The organism is Streptomyces sp. NPDC046887, from assembly GCF_040644755.1.
In the GTDB taxonomy this organism is placed as follows: domain Bacteria; phylum Actinomycetota; class Actinomycetes; order Streptomycetales; family Streptomycetaceae; genus Streptomyces; species Streptomyces lichenis.
Map to the genome: position 1 here is coordinate 79,870 of NZ_JBEYXH010000013.1, position 15,518 is coordinate 95,387.

Genomic DNA, 15,518 nt, shown 5'->3' on the forward strand with positions numbered 1-15,518 from the left:
ATACGCGAACCCTTTTACTCACTCCCCTGACAGTGCCACAGAAATAGCCGTATAACCGGGGCCCATTATTTCCCCTCCCCTTGACCCTCCTACTTACCCGCCAGTACGTTACGCAGCCGAAACACGGACTTCTCCGCGTTTCCCATCCTTCACCCGCTCCTGCCTCCCCGGGCGTTCCACGGCCTTTTGCGGGAAGCCGGCGGCGGAGTGACTCACGAGAGGCATCTCATGAGTACTCACCGAAAGCGCGCGGCGAGGCCCGTCCTCGCCGCGCTCGCCACCGGAGGACTGTTCGCGGGCATGCTGGGCCTCGCCACCGCGAGCCCGGCCTCCGCGGACCCCGTCAAGCTGGTGCAGAAGTACGACTGCGTCTTCCCGCTGATCAACAACGACCCGATCACGGCGACCATCACGGCCGATATTCCGACCTCCATCGAGGCCGGAAAGCCCTCGCCCGCGTTCGAGGTCACCACGGACACCGTGGTGAGCGCGCGGGCCGCGCAGGGCATGGGCCTGGTCGGCGGCAAGAGCATCGAGGGCCAGGCCACCGCCGATGTCACCGTCTTCACCCCGGACGGGCCGCTCACCGGTGTCAAGGTCGAGAACGCGGTGGCGAAGACCGCGGTGCCGAGCCCGCCCGCCGAGTTCCATGTGCCGGCCAAGGGCAAGGCGCCGTCCCTCACCTTCAACACCCCGGGCAGCGGCCGTATCGAGGTCAACTCGATCCGGCTGCACCATATGACCGTGCGGGACGCCAACGGCAAGCCCATCCAGCTGGTCAGCGGGCAGGACTCGTTCGACGTGGAGTGCAAGCTGACCTCGTCGGACAAGGTCCTCGCCGCGTTCACCGTCACCAAGGGCGGGAACACCACCAACCCGGTCAACCCCGACCCGGTGAACCCCAAGCCCCCCACGGGCTCCTCCGCCGACCAGAACCTCACCGCCACGGTCAAGCCGGGCAGCGGCACCGGCAGCCTGTCGATGTCGCAGGCCGGTCAGGACGTGGCGCTGTCCGCGGTGGAGCAGGGCAAGGGCGGCACTTCCTCCGGCAAGCTCCAGACGGTGACCGTCAGCGACCAGCGGGGCGGCACCAAGGGCTGGTCCCTGACCGGCAAGGTCACCGACTTCACCGCCACCGGGGGCGGCAAGATCGCCGCTTCCAAGCTCAGCTGGAAGCCGTCCTGCACCCCGGCTCCGGGCTCCGCGAGCAACTGCGCCCCGGGTACGGCGGGACCGGTCGGCACCACCGGCGCCACCCTCGCCAGCGCCCCGGACGGGGCGGCCACCGGCGGGAAGTTCACCGTCGACGGCGGTCTGGACCTGAGCGTCCCGGCCGACGCGGCGGCGGGCGACTACAAGGCCGTGCTCACCCTCACCCTGACCTGAGCCGCGCCGTCCCGGAACCACCCGGGACACCCCTCGGGCCGGCCGCCCCGTGCGGCCGGCCCCTTCCCGTCCCCTCCCCCTTCCGAGAGGTCAACCGCCGTGCGCTTCCCGTCCGCTCCACCCCATCCCCGGTGGCGCCGGCCGGCGTCCGCCGCCCTCGCCCTGCTCGCCCTGGTGTGCGCGGCCGCCCTGCCGATGCTCGCCGCGCCCGCGGCGCAGGCCGCCGACAACGGCCAGTGGTCCGTCTTCCCGGCCGGGCCTCCCGGGCAGCGCGCCTACTTCCGGCTGGACGCCGACCCCGGCCAGACCCTCCATGACAAGGTGACCGTGCGCAATCTGCGGGACACCCCGGTCACCTTCCGCCTCTACGCGGCCGACGGCTACAACACCCCGCGCGACGGCGGGTTCGCGGTACGCGACCGGGGCGAGCGGATGTCGGGGGTGGGCGCCTGGACCCGGCTGGACCGCTCCACGGTACGGGTCGCCGGGCGCTCCACGGCTACCGTGCCGCTGACCCTGCGGGTGCCGCGAGACGCCCAGCCGGGCGACCACCCGGGGGCGGTCGTCGCCGTCGACCAGCGGCTCTCGCCGAGCGCCCGGCAGGGGGTGGCGGTTCGCCAGGCGGTCGGCGCGCGCCTCTATCTGCGGGTCGGCGGGAAGCGGCAGCCGGCGCTGGAGGTGCGCGACGCGCGCTTCTCGTACGAGGCGCCGTGGTTCCCGGGCGGCGAGCGGACGGCCGTCATCTCGTACGAGCTGGTCAACAGCGGCAATGTGATGCTCTCGCCCCGGGTGGGCCTGCGGGCCAGCGGGCTGTTCGGGCGGACCGCGTTCACGCCTGAGCCGCGCCGGCTGCCCGCCGAGCTGCTGCCGGGGCAGCGGGTCCATGTCTCGGAGCGGTGGAGCGGGCCTCCGCTGGTCGACTGGGGCAGCGTCGAGGTGACCGCGAGCGACACCGGCGGGCTGCTCGCGCAGAGCACCAGCGTCGGCTATCGGACGGTCAGCTGGGGGGTGCTGCTGCTGATCGCCGCGGTGCTGGTGGCGGCCGCGGCGATCTGGCTGATACGGCGCCGGGGCACCCGGCGGGGCGCGGTGGCGACCCCGTAGGCACCGGGCGGCAGCGGGCGCGGGTGGTCGGGGCGGGCCGAGGCCCGTGGCCGGCGGCTCCTGCCCCTACGGCCGGGTCCGGCGGGGCCGGGCGTGGTGGCGACCCCGTAGGCACCGGGTGGCAGCGGGCGCGGGCGCCACCGCCTAAGGGCCGCGCCCGGCGGCTTGCGCCGCTATGGCCGGGGGCGGCGGGGCGGGGCCGGGGTCGCGCGGCGGAGCAGGACCGGGCGGAGCCGGCTGTAGCCGCGTACCGGGACCGGGCGGAGCGCCCGGAGGTCGTACGCCGTCCCGCCGGCCAGCTCTCCCGCGAACGCGGTGTCGACCAGCACGGTGTCCGGCCGGGCCAGCGCGGTCAGCCGGGCCGCGATGTTGACCGCCGCCCCGAACAGGTCACCGAAGCGGCTGAGGACCGGCCCGTGGGCGAGCCCGGTCCGCAGCTGCGGCAGCCCCTGCTCCCGCTCGGCCCGCGCGGTGATCTCCAGCGCGATGTCGGCGGCGTCGGACGCCGTGTCGCAGACGAAGAAGACCTCGTCACCGATGGTCTTCACCACCCGGCCCCGCCCGTCGGCGACCACTCCCCCGGTCAGGCTCTCGAACCAGTCGATGACCCGGCCGAGTTCGGCGCCGTCGAGCCCCCGGCTCATCCGGGTGTAGCCGACCATGTCGGTGAAGCCCACGGCCCGGTCGCGGACCCCGCCCCACTCCTGGGTCCCGTTCACCGGCGCGGAGCCCCGGTCGGTCGCCTCCTCGCCGCCGGGGTCGTACGCGGCGGCGGGCGGGGCCTGGTGCCCCGTACCCCCGCCGAAGGCCCCGGCCGTCTCGGTGAGCGCGCGTCCCGCGTAGGCCGCGAGATGCCGGCGCCAGACGTGCTGCTGCATCAGCTCCATCTCGGGCAGCAGCCCGGCGGCCCGGTCGATCAGCCCCGCCCCGTCCGGCGCGGCGGCGCCCATGTCGCGCCGCAGCCAGGCCCAGAGGGTGTCCACCTGCCATTCGGCGAGCCGGGACAGATGGTGGCCCAGCGCACGGGCCATCATCGTCTCGCTCTCCTCGGTGATCAGCCCGGCCTCGATCAGCCGCTCCCCCGCACGCAGCGCCTCCACATCGGCGTCGGTGAACACCCGTTCGCCGTCCTCGGCCTCCGGGAAGCCGAGCGCGCGCCAGATCTGTACGGTCCGGTCGGCGGCCACCCCGGACCGCTCGGCGATCTCCGCCCGCGTCCAGGCGCGTCCGCCGCCCAGCAGCAGCTCCTCCACGGCCCGGCGCAGCGCGTCCGCGTCCAGCGGGCCCACCGCCTCGTCCGCGCTCATGTGGTGTGCACGATCAGCACATCGAGACCGGCCCGGCGGGCCACGTCCGACGGTACGGAGCCGAGGATCCGCCCGGCGAGGGAGCGCAGCCCCCGGTTGCCGACCACCAGGAGGTCGGCCGAGCAGTCCCGCGCGGTGCGCACCAGGGCGGCGACCGGCTCGCCCGGCACCGCCACCGTGCGCACCCTCATCGCACCCTGGGCGCGGGCCCGGTCCCGGGCGGTGCGCAGGGTGTCCTCGGCCGGTGCCGACCCCACCACCTGGTGGGCCTCCTCGCCCAGTTGGTCCCGCGCCCGGTCCAGCTCGGTCCCGCGCATCGGCAGATACGCGCAGGCGACGACGAGGTCGGCGGCGAAGGCGGCGGCGAGCCGGGCCGCCCCCTCGACCGCGGTGTACGACGAGTCGGAGCCGTCCGTGCCGACCATGACCGTCCGATACAGGGCCATCTCAACTTCCTCGATTCCCGAAAGTCACGTCCCGCGTTTTCGGGAACGTACGCATCCGCTGGGGAGAGGGTCAAGGCGCTCCGGGTCCACGTGCGGTATCACACGCACCCGTACGGCCGGACACGAATGTGGGTGACAAACACATGGCGCGCTTTCATCATCGGCCGCCAATGATGAATTTCCGGGCGTCCGGCTGTGTCATTTCCCTTGCCCGGACCCCTACCCCTCAGTAGTTTCCCTTCGGGTAACACCCCCGAAGCACTCCGGAAGCACTCCCCCCAGCACTTTCCCCTCACTTCCCCCTGCGGAAATCCCGGCTCCCCACCGGCGATTTCACGAGAGGCAGATCATGAGCGCAAGCAGTACACGGAGTCGCCGCACGGTCTCCGCCCTCGCCCTCACCAGCGCCACCGGCGTGGTGGCCGCGATGGTGACGCTGTCCGTGGCGAGCCCGGCCGCGGCCGACCCGGTCCAGCTCAAGCAGGACTACACCTGCACCTTTCCGCTGATCAACGAGGACCCGATCAAGGTCACCATCAAGGCGGACATCCCCTCCTCCATCGGTGTGGGCCAGCCGGTGCCGTCGTTCCAGATCGAGTCGCCCACCGAGGTCAGCGCGCGGGCGGCCCAGGGTCTCGGCCTGGTGGGGGCCAAGACCCTGGAGGGCGCGGCCACCGCCGATGTCACGGTGAACACCCCGTCGGGCCCGCTCACCGGGATCAAGGTGGAGAACACCTTCGGCAAGACCGCCATCCCGAGCCCGGCCGCCCCGTTCACGGTCAACGCCTCGGGCCGGTCCCCCTCCCTGACCTTCGACAAGGCCGGTGACGGCGACATCCAGGTCAACGGCATCGACCTGCACAACCTCGTCGCCCGGGACGCCGCCGGCAAGCCGGTCCAACTGGTCACCGGACAGGACTCGTTCGACGCCAAGTGCGTTCTGACGTCGGCCAACAAGGTGCTCGCCAAGTTCAAGGTGACGGACGGCGGTTCGACCACCAACCCGACCGGCTCCACCACCAACCCGACCGGCTCCACCACCAACCCGACGGGGTCCACCACGAACCCCACCGGGTCGACCACGAACCCGACCGGTTCCACGACCAACCCCACCGGGTCCACCACCAACCCCACCGGCTCGACCACCAACCCGACGGGCTCGACCACCAACCCCACCGGGTCCACCACCAACCCCACCGGTCCGGGCGCCCCCGTGCATCTGAGCTACGGCCTCACCGGCAGCTCCTTCATCAAGGCGCCCAACGGCACCGTGCCGCTGTCCGGCGGGATCGAGGCGGACTATGACATCGACAAGGGCTCGTACATCGCGGACCTGACGCTCAAGCCCACCACTGGCAACTTCACCGTGCTGGGCTTCCTGCCGGCGAGCGCCAGCGTCGCCTTCGAGCAGGTGGGCAAGACCACCGGAACCCTGAACACCGCGGGTGACCTCACCACCAAGTCCCAGATGTATGTGAAGCTGCCGAGCGTCGCCGTGTTCGGGCTGCCCATCGGCGGCGGTGACAGCTGCAAGACCGGCACCCCGGCCGATGTGGACCTCACGTCGGACGGCCCCTTCAAGCCGCTGGAGGGCGGCAAGTTGAAGGGTGTCTACACCCTGCCCGCGCTCCAGGGCTGTGGTGGGCTGAACGACATGATCAGCGCCTTCACCGCGGGCCCCGGCAACACCATCGACCTCACGCTCGCCAAGAAGAACTGACCCGAGCCGAGCCGAACCGCCCGCGCACCTGATCCACCCACGACGGCCCCCGGCCCACCGCGCCGGGGGCCGTCCCCGTACCCCCACATCCCTGAGAGGCAGTCATGCCCATGCACAAGACGGCGGCCGGACGCGATGCCCTGAGCGGGCTCGCGGCAGCCGGCGCCCTGGCCGGCCTCATCACCTTCATCGCGCCTGCCACGGCGGGCGCGGTGCCGGTGCACCTCAAGCAGACGTACAGCTGTGTCTTCCCCCTCCTCGAAGCCGACCCCGTGACGGTCGAGATCTCCACCGACATGCCCGCCGAGATCCCGGTGGGCACCTCCACCGGCGCGCTGAAGATCCACTCGGTCTCCACGGTGAGCGGGCGGGCCGCCGAGGGGCTGGCCACGGTCGGCGGGGTCACCGTGGAGGGCACCGCGTCCGCGGCCGTCACCGTGCGCACCCCTGACGGACCGCTCAGCCTCACCGTGGACAACACCCTGCGCAAGACCCGCATCCCCGACACCCCCGCGCCGTTCACCGTGGAGGCGGACGGCCAGGCCCCGCCGCTCTCCTTCGGCTCGCCGGGTTCGGTGGCCTTCGAGGTGACGGGGCTCCAGCTGAGGCTGACCCCGCGCGACGCCCAGGGGAACAAGACCGCCATCGACACCTTCGAGTCGGTCTGCACCCTGGACCCGCCGAACCAGAACACCACCCTGCACACCATCAGGGTCGTGCCCGCGACACCACCGACGTCCCCCACCTCCCCGACTCCGGGGCCGACCACCCGTGCCTACACCGCCTCGGGTTCCACCGGGATCAAGGCGACGGGCGGCAGCGCGCCGGTGCAGGGCAGCTACACCGCCACGTACACCCCGCAGAGCGGCAAGGAGGGCAGTACCCGGGGCGAGTTGCACCTCACCTCCCCCGGTGGGCCGCTCCCCCTGTTCGGCTTCCTGCCGGCCACCGCCTCCTACCGCTTCACCCCGCAGGGCCAGTCCTCCGGCACCTACTCGGACACCAGGGGCGAGACCCTGCGCCAGCCGACCGTCCTGACGGTGCCGCAGGTGACGCTCTTCGGGCTGCCCGTCGGGGGCGGTGAGAGCTGCCGCACCACCGGCCCCGCCGATCTCTCCCTCGCGGCGACGGCCGCCGAACCCGGCCGCTTCAAGGGCACTTACACCCTGCCGCCGCTGACCGGCTGCGGTTTCTTCAACGACGCCATCAGCGCGGCGATCGGCGGGCCGGACAACACCCTGGAGCTGACCATGAAGCAGGGGTGACGCGCTACGGGAGAAACGTGGGGGCGGGCCCTGCCGCATGGCAAGGGCCCGCCCCCACGGCTGTGCCGGGTGCCTCAGGTGACCGCCCGGGCCGGTGCCTCGGGCCGTGAGCGGCGGGGCACCTTCGGCGGCCGGGGGACCTTCGGCGGCCGGGGGTCGCGGCGTACCGCCCGCCGGCCGTACTCCTCGGTGCCCCGCAGAAAGCCGGTGGGCAGGAAGACCAGGTCGGCCACGATCATCGACAGCGAGAAGGAGAACAACCCCATCAGGACCCCGATGCCGATGTGCTCGGCGATCATCAGGGCCAGCATGACGTTCTTCAGGCGCCGGTTGAACACCGCGAAAGGGAAGGCCACTTGGAGGATGACGGTGCCATAGGAGAGCGCCAGGACGAGCAGGGCATGGGCGGTGATGAGCTGGGTGAGGGCGGGAAAAGGCGTCAGCCAGTCCAGTCCGAGCCCCCAGTACACCCCCGACCCGTCCTGCCACTGGCGGCCCTGGATCTTGTACCAGCCCGCGGTGGCGTAGACGACGCACACCTGGACCATCAGCATGACCACGGCGGCGTTGTGGACGATGTCGCCGACCAGGTCGAGTGTGCCGCGCACCCCCTCGTGCCGTGACCCGATCGCGCGTACCGCGTGCGCCAGCCAGTACAGCCACAGCAGCAGCGCCCAGCCGCCCGTGACCATCGCGGCCAGGGTGGCGTACGTCAGCAGCAGGCCGCCGAGGGTCCACAGCACCGGGCCGGTCCGGTCGGGGCGGGCCGGGCGCCCCGCGCGCCGGGCGTCCAGGGACCACACCCGGCCGGGCCGCATCAGCACCAGATAGCACGCGGTGAGCCGGAAGACGGTGTCGCCCGCGTTGAGCACCCACTCGTTGCGGTGGCTGAGGGAGAGGACGCAGATCAGGAAGAGGAAGGACATGGTGCGGGTGCGCCAGCCCAGCAGCAGTGCCACGGCAACGGCCACGGCCAGGCCGTAGAACACCTCGAACCACAGCCCGCCGCGCCACCAGAGCAGCACACTGAAGGCCCCCGACTCGGCCAGCTGGCGCTGGGCCAGCTCCCAGCTCCAGGCGGCGTCCGGGCCCCAGATCCGCCCGCGCCGGGGGAACTCGTGCAGCAGCAGGATCAGCCAGGTCAGCGCCATGCCGATGCGCACGGCCGCGGTCTGGTACCGCCAGCGGTAGGGATCGCAGGCCCAGTTGAGGGCTCGGCGGACGGCGCTCATGCCCGGTGCCCTTCCGCGAGGTCGGCCTGCTCCACCGGCCACCAGGGGGTGGTGCGCACCGAGGGGTCCGGGGTGGTCTGCCCGGTCTGCCAGGGCGGCGCGGGCACCGTGGTGACGATGTCGCGGAACTGCACGCCCACCGTGCGGGAGCCGGGCGGCGGGGCGGGGGTCCGGGTGAGGGCCAGCCGTTTGAGGTACCGCTCGCTGTCCAGACCGCGTTGGCCCAGCGGGCGCTGCTCGGCGTCATGGCTGCTGCCGAGCGCGCTCCAGGCGTTGTTGAGCTGGAGGCGCAGGCGGCTGGGCACCAGATTGCCCCGCAGCTCGGCCAGGTCCACGGCGGTGAGGTCGGTCCAGCCGGTGGTGCTGACCGAGCCGTCCGCGGCGCGCAGCCGGCTGCGCACGTACACATGGTCCATGGTGCGGGTGATGTCCGGCGAGAACAGCTGCCAGTTCTGCTTGAACTCGGGGCCCATATAGGCGCGGATGCGGTCGCCGTGGCTGTTGGTCACCGCGTTCGCCGGGGACACGGTGAAGAAGGTCGCGGCGGTGTGCAGGACCAGCGCGAGAGCCACCAGCACGGTCGCCGTACCGGCGGCGAACCGCTGGACGCGGGTGAAGCCGGCCAGATGGTCCCGGGGCACCTCGGGCTGCGGAGTGTCGGGCGGCGGGACATCGGAACGGTCGAGCGGCTCGTGTTCGTACGAAGGTTCGCGTTCCGCGGTCGCGGTGGGGCTTCTTTCACGCATGGCCCGTGGTCTCCTTCCCGGCCTGCTCAGTCGCCCTGGGGGACGGTCCCGTCGGATCCGACGCAGTCGGGGTTGCCCTCGAACGCCTTCTTCAGCTCGGGGACCTGCGTCTTCAGGTCGTGCGCCGGGCCCTGGTAGCCGCCGAGAGTCTCCAGCGGCGCCCCGGCCTCCCGCATCGCGCGCCGCAGCGAGGCCTGGTCGGTGACCTCGGCCTTCGCCAGGTCGGCGGTGGCGGCGGCGAGCCGGGTGCGGACGCCGTCCAGATTGGCCATGGCCTTCTCGAACGCGGCCCGCCCACCGCTGACGGGCGGGGCGCCGTCCCGCTTCATGGCGCTCTCCACGGAGCCGAGCCGCTGGTCCACGGTGGTCAGAAAGGTCACCAGCTGCTGCCGTGCGGTGTCCGGCCGCTTCTTGTCCAGCTCCGGAACGGACAGCTCGGCGCCGCCGGTGTCCAGATGGCGGCAGACCCCGGCGGCCCACTCCACCTGAGGCTTGGGCGCGGGTGCGTGCGCGGGTGCGTGGGCCTGTTCCCGCTGCTGCTCGGGCGGGGAGCCGCCGCACCCGGCGGTGGCGAGGAGTACGGCCAGCAGGGTGGTCAGCCCGCCGGCGCGTGCGAGGGATCGGTTCGTGTTCGTCATGGGGGCTTACTCCTTGGTCGGGAAGGTGTCGATACGGGCGATCCGCCAGCTGCCGGCCTGCCGTACGGCGTCCACCGCGAACATGGCCGCCGCCACGGTGTCGCCTCCGTCCTTGCCGGTACGGGTGCTGACCTGGTCGGCGAAGACCAGGAGCCGCGCCCGGTCCCCGTCCAGGACCTGGACCCCGCTGTCGGTGACCGTGGTGGTGAGCACCAGCTTCTGCGCGGGCCCCTGGGCGCGGATCTGCTTCATCAGCGCGACGTGCTGACCCACCGCCGCCCCGGTGAGGCGGTCCTCGGCGGCGGCCCGACCTCGATCCGGGTCGGTGTAGCGGTACGAGAAGAGGTCCCGCACCGCGGCGTCGACCACGCCCTTGACCTGGCTGGTGGCGGCGGTGTCGGTGAGCGCGGTGTTGTGGCGGACCGGCCGTTCGTCGAGGGCGCGGGTGCGGACGGCCGCGTAGCCGCCCAGGCAGAGCAGGAGCACCAGCGCGGCGAGCAGAGCGGAGGTCCACCACTCGCCCCGGCTGAGAAGCCCGGGCGTACGGGAAGCGGGGGGAGAGGACTTGGGCGTACGGGAGCGGGGCTTGCGGGACGCGGTGGGCGCGGCCTCGGCGGGGCGGCCGTCGAGCCGGTCGATGCGGCGCCTGCGGTTGACCAGATGGCGGGTGGTGGCCATCAGCGGCTCCCCGCTTCCTGGTCCGGGGCCTTGCCACCGGCGCTGCCCGGGTCGCCGACGGGTGCCTGGCCCAGGGCGCTCAGCTTCCAGCCGCCGCCCGTCCGGGTCAGCTCGGTGAGCATCCGGCTGTCCTTGACGGCGGACTTCCGGTCGGGGGTGCGGACCGTGATGCGCACGGCGACCATCGCCCTGGCCCGGCCCGCCCGGTCGTCCAGTTCGGTGAGCGCGCCGGAGAGCACCCGGGCACTGGTCGCGGTCCGTGCCGAGCGGACCTGCCGGGTGAACTCCACCCTGCTGCCCTTGAGTTCCTTCAGCAGCTCGCCGGTGGCCGACTTCTCCCACAGTGCCAGGCCCTGCTCCAGCTCCGCGTGGTCCAGGGTGTTGAGGTTGCGCACGCCCTGCTCCGCCGCGTCCAGGGCGGCGTCCCGCTGGCGGCTGTAGGCGACCCGCTCGTCATGGGCGGCCGCGTACCAGTCGGCGGATGACCAGGCGGCGAAGCCGGCGGCCAGGAGCAGCGCCGCGAGCAGCGCGAGCCGGGTGGGTGGAGGTTTCCGCTCTCTCGTCGGCCGGTTGGGGCGTGTCATGCGGTGCACCGCCTATCGTGTCGTGATCCGGGTGATCCGCCAGTGGCCGCCGCCGTCCAGCCGGGCGGTCACCGACAGCTGGGCGGCCACCACGGTGGGCTGCTCGCCGGGGCGGGAGCCGCGCTGGTCGAGCAGGACCAGCACCTCCGCCGTACCGTCCGAGACCCGCCGCACACCGCTGCGGACCACCCGGGTGGTGAGCGTCAGCCGCTGGTCGGCGGCGCGCCGGTCGACCTGGGCGAACAGCGCCTCGTACTGCCGGGCGGCCTCCCCGTCCAGCAGCCCGCGGGCCGCGTCCCGGGTGGCGGCGAGCGTGGCCGGGGTGTAGCTGAACACCCGGGTGAGGGTGGTCTCCACGGTGTCCCGCACCTGTCCGGTGGCGGTGGCGTCGGTCAGCGCGGTGTTGGCGCGGGCCCCGGCCCCGTACCGCTGGGCGGTGAGCAGCAGCCCGGCGGAGGCGGCGAGCAGCAGCGCGGCGAGGACCGGCGCCCACCACCGCCGTACGCCCGACTCGGCGACCGTGGCCGTCACCATGCGTCCTCCGGTCGGCCCACCGGGACGGCGGAGAGCGAGGTGAGCTTCCAGCCGTCACCGGTCCGGGCCAGGACGGCTTCGAAGCGTCCCCGGTCCGTGGTGCGCTCGTCGCCAGGCGCGGCGGCCTCGATCCGGACGGTGGCGATCATGCGGGCGGTGCCCGCGCGCTCGTCCAGTGAGGTGAGTGCCGCGTCGGTGACCCGGGCGGTGGTCGCGGTGCCGGACTCGGCCGGGGTGGCGGCCCGCTGGTCGCGCAGTCGGCGGTACTCGTGGTGGAGCGGGCCGGTGGTGGCGGCCAGCCAGGCATCGAGATCGGCGCCGCCCTGGGCGGGGTCGGCGGAGTTGAGGCGGGCGATCCGGCTCCGCCCGTCGGCCAGCGCGCTGTCCCGGGCCCGGGCGGCCGCCGTGCCGGGGTCGGTCAGGGCCTGGTGCAGGCGCCAGCCCGAGAAGCCGCAGACGGCGAGGGCCAGGGGAAGGATCACGATCCGGAGGAGCGGGCCGCGGGTCACCGGGGGCTCCCTTCACCGGGTCTGGGCCGGGCGGGGGTGGGGACGCCGCCGCGCGGGGCGTGGGCCGAGCCGCGGACGTTCTGCCCGTTACCGGGTGGGGCGGTGCAGGCGGCGGAGGTGTTGACGGGCCCGGTGGAGGTGTCCAGTCCGTTGCGGTGGGGCGTGCCCCCGTAGCCCGTGGTGCAGGGCAGCGGCTGGAAGAAGGTGGTGACCAGGCCCAGCTTCACCCCCGCCCCGGTGATCGCGGTGGCGCCCTTGGCGGCCACCCGGGGCAGCCGGACCATCAGTTCGCGGACGCCGTTCTGCCGGGTGACGAACAGCTCGGAGGTGGTGGTCAGATTGGCGAGCAGCACGCTCAGCCCGGGGTCGGTGTCCTTCAGGAGGGCGGTGACCTGCTCGGCGGCGGCGGGGGCGTCGCCGATGAGTCGGCGCAGATCGGCGTCGGAGGTCTTGAGCGTACGGGCGAGTCGCTGGGCGCCGTCGGCGAACTCGGCGAGCGCCCGGGAGCTCTCCGCCTGGGTGCGGAGCACCGTCCGGGAGTCGATGAGCAGCCGGCGGGTGTCGGGGAAGGCGGTGTCGGCGGAGTGCAGGAAACGGCTGCCGCTGTCCAGCAGGACCTGGAGGTTCTGGCCCTGGTGGGAGAAGGCCTTGCCGAGTTCGTCCACCGCGGTGCGCAGCTCGGCGGCGGGGACGGAGCCGGACAGTGTGGTGACGCTGGTGAGCAGGTCGGTGATGGGGGCCGGGGTGGTGGTGCGGCTGCGCGGCACCCGGGAGCCGTCGCGCAGATAGGGGCCCCCGTCGGTGCGCGGGGCGAGGTCGAGGTAGTCCTCGCCGACGGCGGAGAGGTCGGCGACCTTGGCGGTGAGGTCGGCGGGGATACGGGGGGTGGCGCTGTCGATGGCCAGTTCCGCTTCCACGCCCTGGTCGGTGAGCCGGATGGTGCGGACCCGGCCGACGTCCACGCCCCGGTAGGTGACATTGGAACCGTCGAACAGGCCGCCGGTCTGGTCGAGTTCGACCAGCACGGTGTAGGTGCCGGAGGCTCCGACATGGCGGCCGAGGTCGGCGTAGTGGACGCCGATATAGGCGAGGACCAGGGCGCCGAGGAGGAGGAAGGCGAGATTCTTGAGGTGGGTCAGCCGGGTGATCACGGGGTGCCGCCTCCCTGCGCGGGTACGGAGGGCAGCGGAACGGTGCCGGGGGTAGCGGCGGTGTCGTGGGCCGGGAGGATCGTGGTGCCGGGCGGGGCGGTGGAGCGCAGATAGACATTGAGGTAGTCGCCCTTGACGCCGGTGAGCACCTCGTCGGTGAACGGATAGGTGACCAGCACCTGCAGCGCGTCGGGCAGGGCCTGTCCGGCGTCGGCGAGGCGTTGCAGGGTCGGGGCGAGGGCGCGGAGGTCGGCCACCAGGTCGGCCTGGGTGCGGTCGATGGTGGTGACGGCCGTGGCGGACAGGGTGTCCAGCGCCTTGAGCATGGTGACCAGTCCGCCGCGCTGCTCCTTCAGCACCTTCAGTCCGGGGCTGAGCCGGGTGAGGACGGCGCCGACCTTCTGGTCCCGGGCGGAGACGGTGGCGGAGAGGGTGTTGAGGTGGTCGAGCGCGCGGGTGATGTCGCCCTTGTGGGCGTCCAGGTTCTTGGCGAGGACGGAGATCTGCCGGAGCGCGGAGCGGGCGGTGTCCTGGTTGCCGTCCAGCGCCTGGCCGAGTTCCCGGCTGATGGTGTTGAGCTGGCCGATACCGCCGCCGTTGAGCAGCATCGACAGGGCGCCGAAGACCTCCTCCACCTCCGCGTTGCGGTTGGTGCGGGCCACCGGGATGGTGTCGCCGTCGGTGAGTCGGCCGGTGGCCGCTTCTCGGGTGTCGGCGGCCTGGCGGATGTCCAGGTCGGGGCGGGGGGCGAGGCCGCCGGGGCCGGACAGCTCGATGTACTTCTCGCCGAGCAGGCTGGACTGCTCCAGGGTGGCGTAGGCGTTCCCGGGCAGCCGCACCTCGCCGTTGATCCGCAGGGTGACCCGGGCGTGCCAGTCCTCGGGGTCGACGGTGATCTCCTGGACGCGGCCCACCGGGACGTCGTTGACCTTGACGGCGGACTGCGGGAAGAGGCTGGTGACGTCCCGGAAGACGGCGGTCACGGTGTAGGGGTGCGCCCCGAGGTCGGCGCCGCCGGGCAGTGGGAGGGTGCCGATGCCGGGGAGGCCGGGCAGTCCGGCGCGGGCGGTGAGCACCAGGCCGGTGGCGAGGGCGGCGGCCCCTGCCGCGAGGGAGATCCGGGCGGTACGGGGTGTCATGGGCGCCCCTCGGTCCGGGCCGGGCCATAGGTCTCGGCGGCGGGCAGCGGCAGTGCGCTGACCTCGCGGATATCGGCGCGGCCGTCGATGGTGCGGGTGGCCGGGTTGTAGGCGTTCTCGACGTTGCCGGCCGCCAGGGGCAGGGTGTCCAGGGCCTCGGCGAGGGAGACCCGCTGGTCGACCAGGGACTGGGTCAGCGTGGCCAGCCGGCCCACGTCCTTGGTGAGGCGGGACCGGTTCTCGTGCAGGAAGCCGGAGACGGTGCCGAGGGCGGAGCCCAGTTCCCGCAGAGCGGCGGCCAGTTCGGCCTTCTCGCCCGCCAGGAAGCCGGTGACATCGGCGAGTTGCCGCTCCACGGTGCGTACGTCGGTGTCGTGTTCCTTCAGCACCGAGACGACTCCGGCGAGTTGGTGCACGGTCTGGGCCAGGTCGGCGCCGGAGTCGCCGAGGACCTTGGAGGCGCCGCCGAGCTGCTGGATGCTGGTGCCGAGATCGGCTCCGTTGCCCTTCAGGTTCCTGGCGCCGGTGGCGACCAGCTCGGCCAGGGCGCCGTCCTTGTTGGCCCCCTTCGGGCCGAGCGCGTCAGACAACTCGGTGAGGCTCTTGGCGAGTTCGTCCACCTCCAGGGGCGAGGAGGTGCGCGCGACCGGGATCACGGTGCGGTCGTCGGCGGTGGGACCGGTGCCGCTGTAGGCGGGGGCGAGCTGGACGAACCGGCCGGACACCACGCTCGGCGCGACCACCACGGCCCGTACCGTCCGGGGGATGCGTACCCCTTCGTCCACCTCCAGAGTGACCTTCACCCGTCGGGCCTCGGGGCGTACGGAGGTGACGCTGCCGACCCGTACGCCGAGGACGCGGACGTCGGAGCCGGGGTGGACGCCGACGGTCCGCTCGAAGTAGGCGGTGATCCGGGTGGTGTCCTCGCCGAGGGTCCGCACCGCGGTGAGCACCGAGGCGGTGAGGACGACGGCGAGTCCGGCGATCAGCAGCGCGAGCGGGCGGGGACGGGCGGTCCAGGGCGGTTTCTTCATCGGCCTCGCTCCCTTCAGGACGTGAGCGGCTCAGGCGTGGACGGC

General features: G+C 73.0%; 16 protein-coding genes. 4 read left to right on the plus strand and 12 right to left on the minus strand.

What is annotated here, in order from left to right; all coding sequences use genetic code 11:
- The first annotated feature begins 228 nt into the window (after nucleotides 1–228).
- Nucleotides 229–1,386 (plus strand): DUF6801 domain-containing protein, encoded by a 1,158-nt coding sequence (locus ABZ945_RS15270; protein WP_361268735.1) that lies wholly within the window; start codon nucleotides 229–231, stop codon nucleotides 1,384–1,386.
- Nucleotides 1,387–1,485: 99 nt separating this feature from the next.
- The gene (locus tag ABZ945_RS15275) at nucleotides 1,486–2,490 is read left to right on the plus strand and encodes a DUF916 domain-containing protein (protein ID WP_361268737.1); all 1,005 of its coding nucleotides are present in this window, start codon (nucleotides 1,486–1,488) and stop codon (nucleotides 2,488–2,490) included.
- Nucleotides 2,491–2,663: 173 nt separating this feature from the next.
- Here the strand turns inward: ABZ945_RS15275 and ABZ945_RS15280 are convergent, their stop codons facing one another.
- Together ABZ945_RS15280 and ABZ945_RS15285 are read right to left on the minus strand one after the other, a co-directional pair.
- Nucleotides 2,664–3,797 carry an adenylate cyclase regulatory domain-containing protein gene (locus tag ABZ945_RS15280; protein WP_361268740.1) on the minus strand — a complete coding sequence of 378 codons (1,134 nt, stop codon included), beginning with the start codon at nucleotides 3,795–3,797 and terminating at the stop codon, nucleotides 2,664–2,666.
- On the minus strand, nucleotides 3,794–4,243 hold the full coding sequence (locus tag ABZ945_RS15285) for a universal stress protein (protein ID WP_361268743.1): 450 nt from the start codon (nucleotides 4,241–4,243) through the stop codon (nucleotides 3,794–3,796). The genes ABZ945_RS15280 and ABZ945_RS15285 overlap by 4 nt, the downstream gene beginning before the upstream one ends.
- A 349-nt stretch (nucleotides 4,244–4,592) precedes the next feature.
- Here ABZ945_RS15285 and ABZ945_RS15290 point away from each other — a divergent pair, with 349 nt between their 5' ends.
- Nucleotides 4,593–5,963 carry a DUF6801 domain-containing protein gene (locus ABZ945_RS15290; protein WP_361268746.1) on the plus strand — a complete coding sequence of 457 codons (1,371 nt, stop codon included), beginning with the start codon at nucleotides 4,593–4,595 and terminating at the stop codon, nucleotides 5,961–5,963.
- A 104-nt stretch (nucleotides 5,964–6,067) separates the two neighbouring features.
- Nucleotides 6,068–7,228: a DUF6801 domain-containing protein gene (locus ABZ945_RS15295; protein ID WP_361268749.1), complete on the plus strand. Its 1,161-nt coding sequence runs from the start codon at nucleotides 6,068–6,070 to the stop codon at nucleotides 7,226–7,228.
- A gap of 74 nt (nucleotides 7,229–7,302) precedes the next feature.
- Here ABZ945_RS15295 and ABZ945_RS15300 read toward each other — a convergent pair whose 3' ends face one another.
- Genes ABZ945_RS15300 through ABZ945_RS15345 form a run of 10 tightly spaced genes read right to left on the minus strand, consistent with a single transcriptional unit; the run spans nucleotide 7,303 to nucleotide 15,473 of the window.
- Nucleotides 7,303–8,460, minus strand: coding sequence for an HTTM domain-containing protein (locus ABZ945_RS15300; protein ID WP_361268752.1), 1,158 nt, complete (start codon nucleotides 8,458–8,460; stop codon nucleotides 7,303–7,305).
- On the minus strand, nucleotides 8,457–9,206 hold the full coding sequence (locus ABZ945_RS15305) for a DUF5819 family protein (RefSeq protein ID WP_361268755.1): 750 nt from the start codon (nucleotides 9,204–9,206) through the stop codon (nucleotides 8,457–8,459). The genes ABZ945_RS15300 and ABZ945_RS15305 overlap by 4 nt, the downstream gene beginning before the upstream one ends.
- A 26-nt stretch (nucleotides 9,207–9,232) precedes the next feature.
- On the minus strand, nucleotides 9,233–9,844 hold the full coding sequence (locus tag ABZ945_RS15310) for a hypothetical protein (RefSeq protein ID WP_361268758.1): 612 nt from the start codon (nucleotides 9,842–9,844) through the stop codon (nucleotides 9,233–9,235).
- Nucleotides 9,845–9,850: 6 nt separating this feature from the next.
- Complete coding sequence (locus ABZ945_RS15315) at nucleotides 9,851–10,522, minus strand: hypothetical protein (RefSeq protein ID WP_361268761.1); 672 nt, start codon at nucleotides 10,520–10,522, stop codon at nucleotides 9,851–9,853.
- Nucleotides 10,522–11,106 carry a hypothetical protein gene (locus ABZ945_RS15320; protein WP_361268764.1) on the minus strand — a complete coding sequence of 195 codons (585 nt, stop codon included), beginning with the start codon at nucleotides 11,104–11,106 and terminating at the stop codon, nucleotides 10,522–10,524. The genes ABZ945_RS15315 and ABZ945_RS15320 overlap by 1 nt, the downstream gene beginning before the upstream one ends.
- 12 nt (nucleotides 11,107–11,118) lie before the next feature.
- Complete coding sequence (locus tag ABZ945_RS15325) at nucleotides 11,119–11,640, minus strand: hypothetical protein (protein WP_361268767.1); 522 nt, start codon at nucleotides 11,638–11,640, stop codon at nucleotides 11,119–11,121.
- Nucleotides 11,634–12,149 carry a hypothetical protein gene (locus ABZ945_RS15330; protein ID WP_361268769.1) on the minus strand — a complete coding sequence of 172 codons (516 nt, stop codon included), beginning with the start codon at nucleotides 12,147–12,149 and terminating at the stop codon, nucleotides 11,634–11,636. The genes ABZ945_RS15325 and ABZ945_RS15330 overlap by 7 nt, the downstream gene beginning before the upstream one ends.
- Nucleotides 12,146–13,300 carry an MlaD family protein gene (locus ABZ945_RS15335; RefSeq protein ID WP_361268771.1) on the minus strand — a complete coding sequence of 385 codons (1,155 nt, stop codon included), beginning with the start codon at nucleotides 13,298–13,300 and terminating at the stop codon, nucleotides 12,146–12,148. Before ABZ945_RS15335 ends, ABZ945_RS15330 begins: the two co-directional genes overlap by 4 nt.
- Complete coding sequence (locus ABZ945_RS15340; protein ID WP_361268774.1) at nucleotides 13,297–14,439, minus strand: MlaD family protein; 1,143 nt, start codon at nucleotides 14,437–14,439, stop codon at nucleotides 13,297–13,299. Before ABZ945_RS15340 ends, ABZ945_RS15335 begins: the two co-directional genes overlap by 4 nt.
- Complete coding sequence (locus ABZ945_RS15345) at nucleotides 14,436–15,473, minus strand: MCE family protein (protein ID WP_361268777.1); 1,038 nt, start codon at nucleotides 15,471–15,473, stop codon at nucleotides 14,436–14,438. The genes ABZ945_RS15340 and ABZ945_RS15345 overlap by 4 nt, the downstream gene beginning before the upstream one ends.
- Between the last annotated feature and the right edge of the window lie 45 nt (nucleotides 15,474–15,518).